Below are 8,947 nucleotides of genomic sequence, written 5' to 3'. Positions count from 1 at the left end.
AAAGACTCCACCAATGGGGCTTAGTTCCACTAAGCGAATTGGTAGAGTCTGCTTACGCAAGGTATTGAACCGCCGTGTACGGAACCGTACGCACGGTGGTGTGAGAGGTCGACTAGTCAAATAATGGATAGTCTCCTACTCGATTCAATGATTATGCTAAAGCATCAACGATTGCTTTGTTAAATGCATCAATATCTTCTGGTGTACGACTTGAGATAATTCCTGAAGGGTCGATAACGACTGCTTCATCATAGAAGTTAGCACCAGCATTTTTTACATCAATTGCAACTTGTTTCACACTTGTTATGTCTTTACCACGTAGTATATCTGCATTGACTAATAATTGTGGTCCGTGACAGATGGTAAAAATTGGTTTCCGTGCAAAAGCAAATTCTCTAACAAAATTAACGATACGATCGTTTTTTCTTAATTTGTCTGGAGAAAATCCACCCGGAATTAGTAAAGCATCATAATCAGCTGACTTCACATCATCAATACCTTTGTCGATTGTAACTTCTGCTTCACCTTTTTTCCCTTTGGCAGTATGTCCTGCTTCAGGTCCAATTGTTATAACCTCGTGACCTGCTTCTATTAATACATCACGTGGTGAAGTGAATTCAATATCCTCGAATAAGTCTGTTATTACTGTAGCCACTTTTGCCATTAATAAACTCCTCCTTTGAGTATTCTACCCACAGTTTAACAATCTGTTGTATGAATGCAATTGATTTGCTTGAAAGATTAAATATATTGAGTGTTTAATAAGAAAGAATATCTAGTATCTGATATAATTAAAATAAAAAAGAGGAGGTGTGTTTAAAATGAAAATAGCTTTAATCGCACATGATAAGAAAAAAGATAATATGGTTAATATTGCGGCAGCCTATCGCCATATTTTTGCTAAACATGAATTATTTGCTACAGGGACAACAGGTCAAAGAATTATCGAAGCTACAGGATTAAAAGTTCATCGTTTTAAATCAGGGCCATTAGGCGGAGACCAACAAATTGGTGCAGCAATCTCAGATGATCGTATGGACTTAGTTTTATTCTTAAGAGATCCTTTAACTGCCCAACCTCATGAACCAGATGTGTCTGCCTTATTACGTCTTTGTGATGTTTACGATATTCCATTAGCAACAAATATGGGTACAGCTGAGATATTAATTCGTGGGTTAGAAAGTGGATTGGTTGACTGGAGACATGTCCGTCAAACTCAAGAACACAAAAAAATTGATATTTAATTCTTGTCATAAGGAGGTATGTGAATGAGTAATTTAAAACAAATGATATTGGATCATGGAAAAGTTTATTCTGGGAATGTCTTAAAAGTTGATTCATTCTTAAATCATCAAATAGATCCACATGTAATAAAAAGTATCGAAAACGATTTTTATCAATACTTTAAAGATAAAGGTATTACAAAAGTTTTGACCATTGAATCATCTGGAATTGCACCAGCTTTAATGGTTGCTTATCGTTTAGATGTTCCAATGTTATTCGCCAAGAAAGCTTTGCCGAGCACAATTAAATCAGAAGATAAATATGAAACTCTGGTTCATTCATATACAAAGAACACATCAAGTAACGTGTTTATATCAAAAGAATATCTTGATAAAGATGATAATGTATTGATTATAGACGATTTTCTAGCTAATGGTGAGGCTGCAAAGGGCTTAGCAGATTTGATTGATCAAAGTGGGGCTGAAACGGTTGGCATAGGTATATGTATTGAGAAATGTTTCCAACCCGGTAGAGAAAGATTAGAAGAAGCTGGACACGATGTTTATTCGATTTGTCGTATTAAATCATTAAGTGACGGAAAGATTGAATTTTATGAATAAAAATAAAGGACAAAAAACATTTGACCTTTGCTGACCAATGGTATATAATAAATATAGCCTCAAGAGGGGCTTATATTTATATAGAAAAAACATTGACCAATTTTGACCAAAAGAAAGGTTGTGTAAATATGATTGATAAATTAACAACCACTATGCAACAAGCAATTGGTGAGGCACAGCAAGTAGCCATAACACGGCAACATCAACAAATAGAGATTGCGCATTTATGGTTAATTATGCTACAAGCAGACCATTTTGCTTATAAATTATATAGTGAACAAAATATTCCTATGGATCAATTTGTTCGTCTTGTTGAAGATGAAATTGATAAAATTTCCCAAGTGAGTGGGAGTAACATACAATATGGACAAGGAATTAGTCAGAACTTAAACCGTTTACTACAAGATGCAACAACCATTGCAGCGGAATATAATGACGAATATCTATCAACAGAAATCATTCTGTTGGCTTTATATAAACAAAAACATAATCCAATTGTTAAATTTTTAATAGATAATGGCTTAACTGAACAAAAATTTAAAGAAAGAATTGAAGAATTGAGAGGAGGAAATCGAGTGACATCTCAAAATCAAGAAGAAACATATGAATCTCTAGAGAAATATGCAATCAACTTAAACGAAGCCGTTAAATCAAATAAAATGGATCCAATCATTGGTCGTGATGAAGAAATTCGTGATGTAATTCGAATTTTATCACGTAAATCTAAAAATAATCCAATCTTAATTGGGGACCCAGGTGTAGGTAAAACAGCGATTGTTGAAGGACTAGCACAAAGAATAGTTCGCAATGATGTACCTGAAAACTTAAAAGGAAAAACACTTTATTCTTTAGATATGGGTGCATTGATCGCCGGAGCAAAATATCGTGGAGAGTTTGAAGAACGCTTAAAAGCGGTATTAAAAGAAGTGAAAGATGCAGAAGGGCAAATACTTCTATTCATTGATGAAATACATACAATTGTAGGTGCAGGTAAAACTGAAGGTTCAATGGATGCAGGGAATCTCTTAAAACCGATGTTAGCTCGTGGTGAATTACACTGTATCGGTGCAACGACACTTGATGAATATCGACAAAACTTTGAAAAAGATAAAGCGTTAGAAAGACGCTTCCAAAGAGTGATGGTTAATGAACCAAATGTTGAAGACACTATCTCTATATTACGTGGTCTAAAAGAACGTTATGAGATTCACCATGGTGTGAATATCCATGATAATGCTCTAGTGGCAGCAGCAACACTTTCAAACCGTTATATTACTGATCGTTTCTTACCAGACAAAGCGCTCGACTTAGTGGATGAAGCTTGTGCAACAATTCGTATGGAATTGAATTCAGTTCCACTAGAAATTGACCAAGTCAATCGTCGTTTAATGACTTTAGAAATTGAAGAAGAAGCATTGAAAAAAGAAGACGACGAGGCAAGTAAACGACGTTTAGAGATTCTTCGCGAAGAATTAGCGAACTTACGAGAAGAAGCGAATGATTTGAAAGCACGTTGGGATATTGAAAAAGAAGAAACTAATAAGTTACGTGATAAACGTGAACAATTAGATCAAGCCCGTCATGACTTAGAAGATGCAGAATCTGAATATAATTTAGAAAAAGCGGCTGAATTAAGACATGGAATTATTCCTGAATTGGAGAAAGAATTAGCAGAAATCGAGAATGAACATGTTGAAACAGAAGTACAAAGTCGTTTAACACAAGAATCAGTAACTGATGCAGAAATTGCTAAAGTTGTTGGCCGTTTAACTGGTATTCCAGTGAACAAAATTGTCGAAGGTGAACGAGAAAAATTATTGCATCTTGATGACGTTTTACATAGAAGAGTCATTGGACAAGATGAAGCCGTTCGACTTGTACATGAAGCAGTACTTAGATCACGTGCTGGGATTCAAAATCCGAACCGCCCAATTGGTTCGTTCCTATTCTTAGGACCAACGGGTGTTGGTAAAACAGAATTAGCTAAAGCACTTGCTGTGGCATTATTCGATTCTGAAGACCATATGGTCCGACTTGACATGAGTGAGTATATGGAGAAACATACGGTGTCAAGATTAGTGGGTGCCCCTCCAGGATACATTGGACATGATGAAGGTGGACAACTGACTGAGGCCGTTCGTAGAAATCCGTACACCATCATTCTATTGGACGAGGTGGAAAAAGCCCATCCAGATGTTTTCAATATATTACTCCAAGTATTGGATGATGGTCGATTGACCGATTCGAAAGGACGCGTTGTAGACTTCAAAAATACTGTCGTCATAATGACAAGTAATATCGGGTCACACTTACTACTTGAAGGAGTAGGAGATAATGGCGAAATATCTCCAGAAACTGAAAAACAAGTAAATCAATTACTTCGTCAACAATTCAAGCCAGAATTCTTGAATCGTATTGATGATACTGTACTTTTCTCTCCTTTAACTTTAGACAATATGAGTGGAATTGTACTCAAAATGATTGGAAACCTTTCAAATAGATTGGCAGACCAACAAATAAAATTAGAAGTGACTGAATCAGCAACTCAATGGCTTGCTGAACAAGGTTACGATCCGATTTACGGAGCGAGACCTTTACAACGCTTCATAATGAAAGAATTAGAAACACCACTAGCTAAAGAAATTGTAGCAGGAAATGTCTTACCAAATTCGGTGATTACTGTTGATGAAAGTGAAGGACAACTTACCTTTAACAGTACCGAAGCTATGGTATAAAAGAAAAACGATTAAACCAGCGCATTGAAAAATGCGTTGGTTTTTTTTAGTTACATTTAACAAACACTGTATAACATACAATTAGTAATATGACTATATTGGAAAAAATAAATATGTTATATTAAAAGAATATAACGGAGGTGAAATATGAACAAAGTAAAAAAATATCGTTTTGATATTATTAAATATTTGTTTATAGCAGGATTAATTGTATTGGCCATTGTTAATTTCGACAGACTAAAAAACATTTTTAGTTATTTATTGACAATTTCAATGCCAATTATTTTAGGTTTTATTATTGCATATGTACTGAATATCCCGATGGTGATGTTAGAGAAACTATATTTTCCCAATAGTGATAGTATTGTTATTAAAAAGACACGCAGACCAGTGAGTATTTTAGTATCTATTATAATAATTACTGTCGTTTTAATTTTTATTTTGAATTTAGTGATTCCTCAATTGATATCAGTCTTTGGCCGAATTATTGAAATAATTCCACTCTTAGCAAATGGAATTCAAAACTGGGTGATAGAAAATGAAGAGATATTTCCCCCATTAGCTGAGTTTGTCGAAACTTTTCAAATTGATTGGCAAAATATTGTCACAAATATGATTTCTATTGCGAATCGTTTTACGACTAATATTATTGAGACAACACTTTCAACAGTGGGCTCTGTCTTTAGTATCGTTGTAAATTTATTTCTTTCATTGATGATTTCTCTTTATGTATTAATGTCTAAAGAGACTTTAGGGAGACAGTTTAAAATCTTATCAGAAACATATCTACCTGAAAGAGGACATAAAGGACTAATGTATGTGTTAGAAGTAACTGATTTTTCTTTCCGACATTTTATCACAGGAGAGGTATTGGAAGCTTTAATACTTGGCTCACTTGTGACGGTTGGTATGTGGATTTTCCAATTTCCATATGCTTCAATGATCGGAGCATTGACGGGAGTAACAGCACTAATACCTGTATTAGGGGCTTATATTTCTGGAGCCATTGGATTTATCATGATTTTCGTTGATTCCCCAATTCAAGCTTTAACTTTCATAGTCTTTATTATTGTTATACAACAATTAGAGGGAAATCTCATATACCCTCGGGTAGTAGGTGGTTCGATTGGACTCCCAGGCTTGTGGGTATTAATATCAATAACAATCGGTGGTGGCCTATTAGGGATTTGGGGAATGCTTTTGGCTGTTCCATTAGTTTCGACTTTGTTTAAGTTATTAAAAAATGACATAGAATACAGAAGGAATAATAGATATCAAGCGCAAGAGTATGTTGATGCCGTTGAAGAAGTAAACGAATCGGGTGAACAAGAAGTTAATGATTAGTAGTTTAGTAACTGGTCAATATTTTACCGATATTTCATAGATATTTCTTCGGAAAAGCTTATATTAGTGGTATAATGATCATGAGAGGAGGGTAAATATGATTGCAAGTTTATTAATAGGTATGTTGTTACTTAGCTTATGTCTATTTTACAGTCCCAAATGGCTGTACTTAGGATTAGCAGTAATAGCATATGGTTTTTATTTTGGAATGCCAGGTCAAAACTTACTCGTGTTCATAATTTTCTTACTAGGTATATTTATGTTAATTGTGGAGTTTTATGTTCCTGATTTCGGTATTATTGGTATGTTTGGTTTATTAGCCATAAGTATTTCTCTTTATATGCACTTAAACGACATCGGTGATGTAGTATTAACATTGTTAGCAATGATACTTGTGAGTGCGATTGGAATTTTTGTCCCAATAAAATTAGGTAAAGATCTAGCTATCAGTAATGGTTTTGTTCTTGGGACTTCTTCTGAAAAAGATAAAGGATACTCGAGTCATAAAGATTTTACATATTTATTAGGTGAAAAGGGTGTCACAGTCACAGCGCTTAGACCTGTCGGACGTGGTGAGTTCGATGGGGAGTATTATGAGGTTGTCAGTTCTGAGGACATGATTCAAAGTGGGACACCAATATATGTTTCAAAAGTTGAAGGCGCAAAAATTTACGTAAGAAAGGAAATATAATATGAATAATTTTCAAAATAATGATTTTGAGGTGTCGTCTCTAATTTCGATAGGTATTATTATTGTTATTTTAATAATACTAATTTCTTTATTCTTTAGATTCGTACCCGTAGGCTTATGGGTTACAGCTTATTTCTCAGGTGCTAAAGTTTCAATCGGTAACTTAGTAGGTATGAGATTACGTCGGGTTCAACCGTCAGAGATTGTACGACCACTAATTAAAGCAACAAAAGCTGGACTTACATTAGATACGAACCAATTAGAGGCGCATCACTTGGCTGGTGGGAATGTCAACTTAGTTGTTGATGCACTGATCGCTGCTCAAAGAGCGAACATTGATTTGGTATTTGAACAAGCTGCAGCGATTGACTTAGCTGGACGTAATGTATTTGAAGCTGTTCAAGTTTCAGTAAATCCGAAAGTAATTGAAACGCCACTTATTTCTGCCGTTGCAATGAATGGTATTGAAGTAAGAGCGAAAGCTAAAGTAACAGTCCGAGCTAATATCGAACGACTCGTGGGTGGTGCTGGTGAAGAAACAATTATTGCCCGTATCGGTGAAGGGATTGTAACGACTGTTGGTAGTTCAGAAAGTCATTCAAAAGTCCTTGAGAATCCAGATTCCATCTCACAAACAATTCTACGTAAAGGGTTAGACTCAGGTACTGCCTTTGAAATTCTATCCATTGATATTGCCGACGTGGATGTTGGACGTAACATTGGTGCGAAACTTCAAGCGGATCAAGCGATTGCTGATAAAAACGTTGCACAAGCTAAAGCCGAGGAGCGTAGAGCGTTTGCAGTTGCAGAAGAGCAAGAAATGGTTGCTGAAGTTCAACGTATGCGTGCGCGTGTGGTTGAAGCTGAAGCTGAAGTACCATTGGCAATGGCAGAAGCTTTCAAAAAAGGAAATCTTGGTGTCATGGATTACTACAACATGAAAAATATAGAATCAGATACATCAATGCGTGATTCGATTGCTAAAGGAACGAATTCATCCGAAGAAGGTAGAGAATAATGAATTTTCTAGTTGGTGTATGGCTAATATATTTATTAGGTTCGTTCTTATTTTCAGTGTTTGCACCAAGAATTAGAAATCAGCATAAGAATTATCAAGATTCAGGGATTGATAATCATGAATCGGTAGAGAAACCCATTACCAAGTCAACAAATAAAGAACAGTTACAACGTAAGTCTGATATTCGAGCTCGAAATGAAAGAGTTCAAGCTATGCGAAAAAGACATAATAATCAGAGTGACAATTCGAAGTTAGTGAAAAACATGTCTTTAAACCAATTAAATAATAGTTTAAAAAAAGCTAATAATGCGCTGAGAAATACTGAAATATCTTCTGAGCAAAGTTTTGAATCACAGGATGATTATCAAGTTGATTTTACAAAAATCGCTGATTATGACAATCCAATTGATCATTCTTATATGGAAGGGGAAAGTCCAGAGCAATATTTAAATGAATTAGAAAATTGGTACGCAGATGCTTCAATTGAAGATGTTTCATGGATGGAACTAGATAATACAAATATCCTCCAAGATGAACATACACAAAAAGCAGCCAGACCTAAAAATCAAACTGTCAATCATATGTATCACTCTATGAGAGATGGGACAAAGCTAAGAGAAATGATGATTTTCAATGAAATTATTAACAAGCCCAAGAGTCTTCGAAATAAATAATTGACATACTAAAGATGCGAACGAAACCAATGTATTTTCGGAATAGTTCGCATTTTTTTAATTTGATGAATTGTAAAATTAAGTGCGACAAATAAAGAAACCCATAACAGGTTCGTGTAAGATGTTAGTAACGACAAAAACATACACACGGAGGTCTGTTATGAGCTACACACATCTTACCATAGAGGAACGTTCAAAAATAGAAATACTCTATCAAGAAGGTTATAAAATTAATCGCATTGCCCAATTAATCGGGCGCCATCGGTCAACGATTTATAGAGAACTTAAACGATGCCCTTCAGATCAATACCAAGCTCAGGATACCCATGAAGGTGCCAATCAACGTGCACGTCTTAAGGGTAGAAATCCTAAGTACACAGTCGAGCTACTTAAAGACATTCAAGATAAATTAGAACGTACATGGTCACCTGAACAAATTGTTGGACGAGACTATCAGGGTAAACTTTCCTTTAAATCCATCTATAACTGGATTTACCAAGATATCTTAAAGGTACCCCTAACTGTCTTAAGACACAAAGGAAAAAGTCGAGAGCCTCAAGAAACGCGAGGAAAGTTTAATATCGGCACTCCCATCTCAAAACGCCCCAAATCTGTGAAGAATCGAAAAGAGTTCGGGCATT

Annotated in this window: 9 protein-coding genes; 8 read left to right on the top strand and 1 reads right to left on the bottom strand. The window is 35.3% G+C overall.

Translation table 11 applies throughout. From position 1 onward, the window contains the following. Positions 1-151: 151 nt before the first annotated feature. Positions 152-664, bottom strand: a complete 513-nt coding sequence (locus ACEN33_RS11160; protein WP_407090907.1) for a type 1 glutamine amidotransferase domain-containing protein — start codon at positions 662-664, stop codon at positions 152-154. A 157-nt stretch (positions 665-821) separates the two neighbouring features. Between ACEN33_RS11160 and mgsA the strand changes: the two genes are divergently transcribed. The 8 genes from mgsA to ACEN33_RS11120 all read left to right on the top strand — a co-directional run. After that, positions 822-1,244: a methylglyoxal synthase gene (gene mgsA, locus ACEN33_RS11155; protein WP_407090908.1), complete on the top strand. Its 423-nt coding sequence runs from the start codon at positions 822-824 to the stop codon at positions 1,242-1,244. A 24-nt stretch (positions 1,245-1,268) separates the two neighbouring features. Further along, entirely contained in the window at positions 1,269-1,844 is a 576-nt protein-coding gene (locus ACEN33_RS11150) for a xanthine phosphoribosyltransferase (protein ID WP_407090909.1), read from the top strand. Positions 1,845-1,972: 128 nt separating this feature from the next. Beyond that, positions 1,973-4,579 (top strand): ATP-dependent chaperone ClpB, encoded by a 2,607-nt coding sequence (gene clpB / locus ACEN33_RS11145; RefSeq protein ID WP_407090910.1) that lies wholly within the window; start codon positions 1,973-1,975, stop codon positions 4,577-4,579. A gap of 147 nt (positions 4,580-4,726) precedes the next feature. Beyond that, the gene (locus ACEN33_RS11140) at positions 4,727-5,923 is read left to right on the top strand and encodes an AI-2E family transporter (protein WP_407090911.1); all 1,197 of its coding nucleotides are present in this window, start codon (positions 4,727-4,729) and stop codon (positions 5,921-5,923) included. A gap of 97 nt (positions 5,924-6,020) precedes the next feature. Then, on the top strand, positions 6,021-6,614 hold the full coding sequence (locus ACEN33_RS11135; RefSeq protein WP_407090912.1) for an NfeD family protein: 594 nt from the start codon (positions 6,021-6,023) through the stop codon (positions 6,612-6,614). Between the two features lies 1 nt (position 6,615). After that, positions 6,616-7,632, top strand: a complete 1,017-nt coding sequence (floA, locus tag ACEN33_RS11130) for a flotillin-like protein FloA (protein ID WP_138404895.1) — start codon at positions 6,616-6,618, stop codon at positions 7,630-7,632. Next, a complete protein-coding gene (locus ACEN33_RS11125) occupies positions 7,632-8,306 on the top strand; it encodes a hypothetical protein (RefSeq protein WP_407090913.1) in 675 nt (224 codons plus the stop codon). The genes floA and ACEN33_RS11125 overlap by 1 nt, the downstream gene beginning before the upstream one ends. A gap of 160 nt (positions 8,307-8,466) precedes the next feature. Further along, positions 8,467-8,947, top strand: a 481-nt coding sequence (locus tag ACEN33_RS11120) for an IS30 family transposase (RefSeq protein WP_407095111.1), incomplete at its 3' end; no start/stop codon positions are given.

It is taken from the genome of Ruoffia sp. FAM 24228 (assembly GCF_045528575.1).
Classification (GTDB): Bacteria; Bacillota; Bacilli; order Lactobacillales; family Aerococcaceae; genus Ruoffia; species Ruoffia halotolerans.
Note: the sequence above shows the minus strand (reverse complement) of the source record. Positions and strands in the feature narration are given on the sequence as shown.

Excerpts from the sequence above, each read along its gene's own strand:
- ACEN33_RS11160 (WP_407090907.1), bottom strand. The coding sequence starts at position 664 with ATGGCAAAAGTGGCTACAGTAATAACAGACTTATTCGAGGATATTGAA.
- mgsA (WP_407090908.1), top strand. The coding sequence starts at position 822 with ATGAAAATAGCTTTAATCGCACATGATAAGAAAAAAGATAATATGGTT.
- ACEN33_RS11150 (WP_407090909.1), top strand. The coding sequence starts at position 1,269 with ATGAGTAATTTAAAACAAATGATATTGGATCATGGAAAAGTTTATTCT.
- clpB (WP_407090910.1), top strand. The coding sequence starts at position 1,973 with ATGATTGATAAATTAACAACCACTATGCAACAAGCAATTGGTGAGGCA.
- ACEN33_RS11140 (WP_407090911.1), top strand. The coding sequence starts at position 4,727 with ATGAACAAAGTAAAAAAATATCGTTTTGATATTATTAAATATTTGTTT.
- ACEN33_RS11135 (WP_407090912.1), top strand. The coding sequence starts at position 6,021 with ATGATTGCAAGTTTATTAATAGGTATGTTGTTACTTAGCTTATGTCTA.
- floA (WP_138404895.1), top strand. The coding sequence starts at position 6,616 with ATGAATAATTTTCAAAATAATGATTTTGAGGTGTCGTCTCTAATTTCG.
- ACEN33_RS11125 (WP_407090913.1), top strand. The coding sequence starts at position 7,632 with ATGAATTTTCTAGTTGGTGTATGGCTAATATATTTATTAGGTTCGTTC.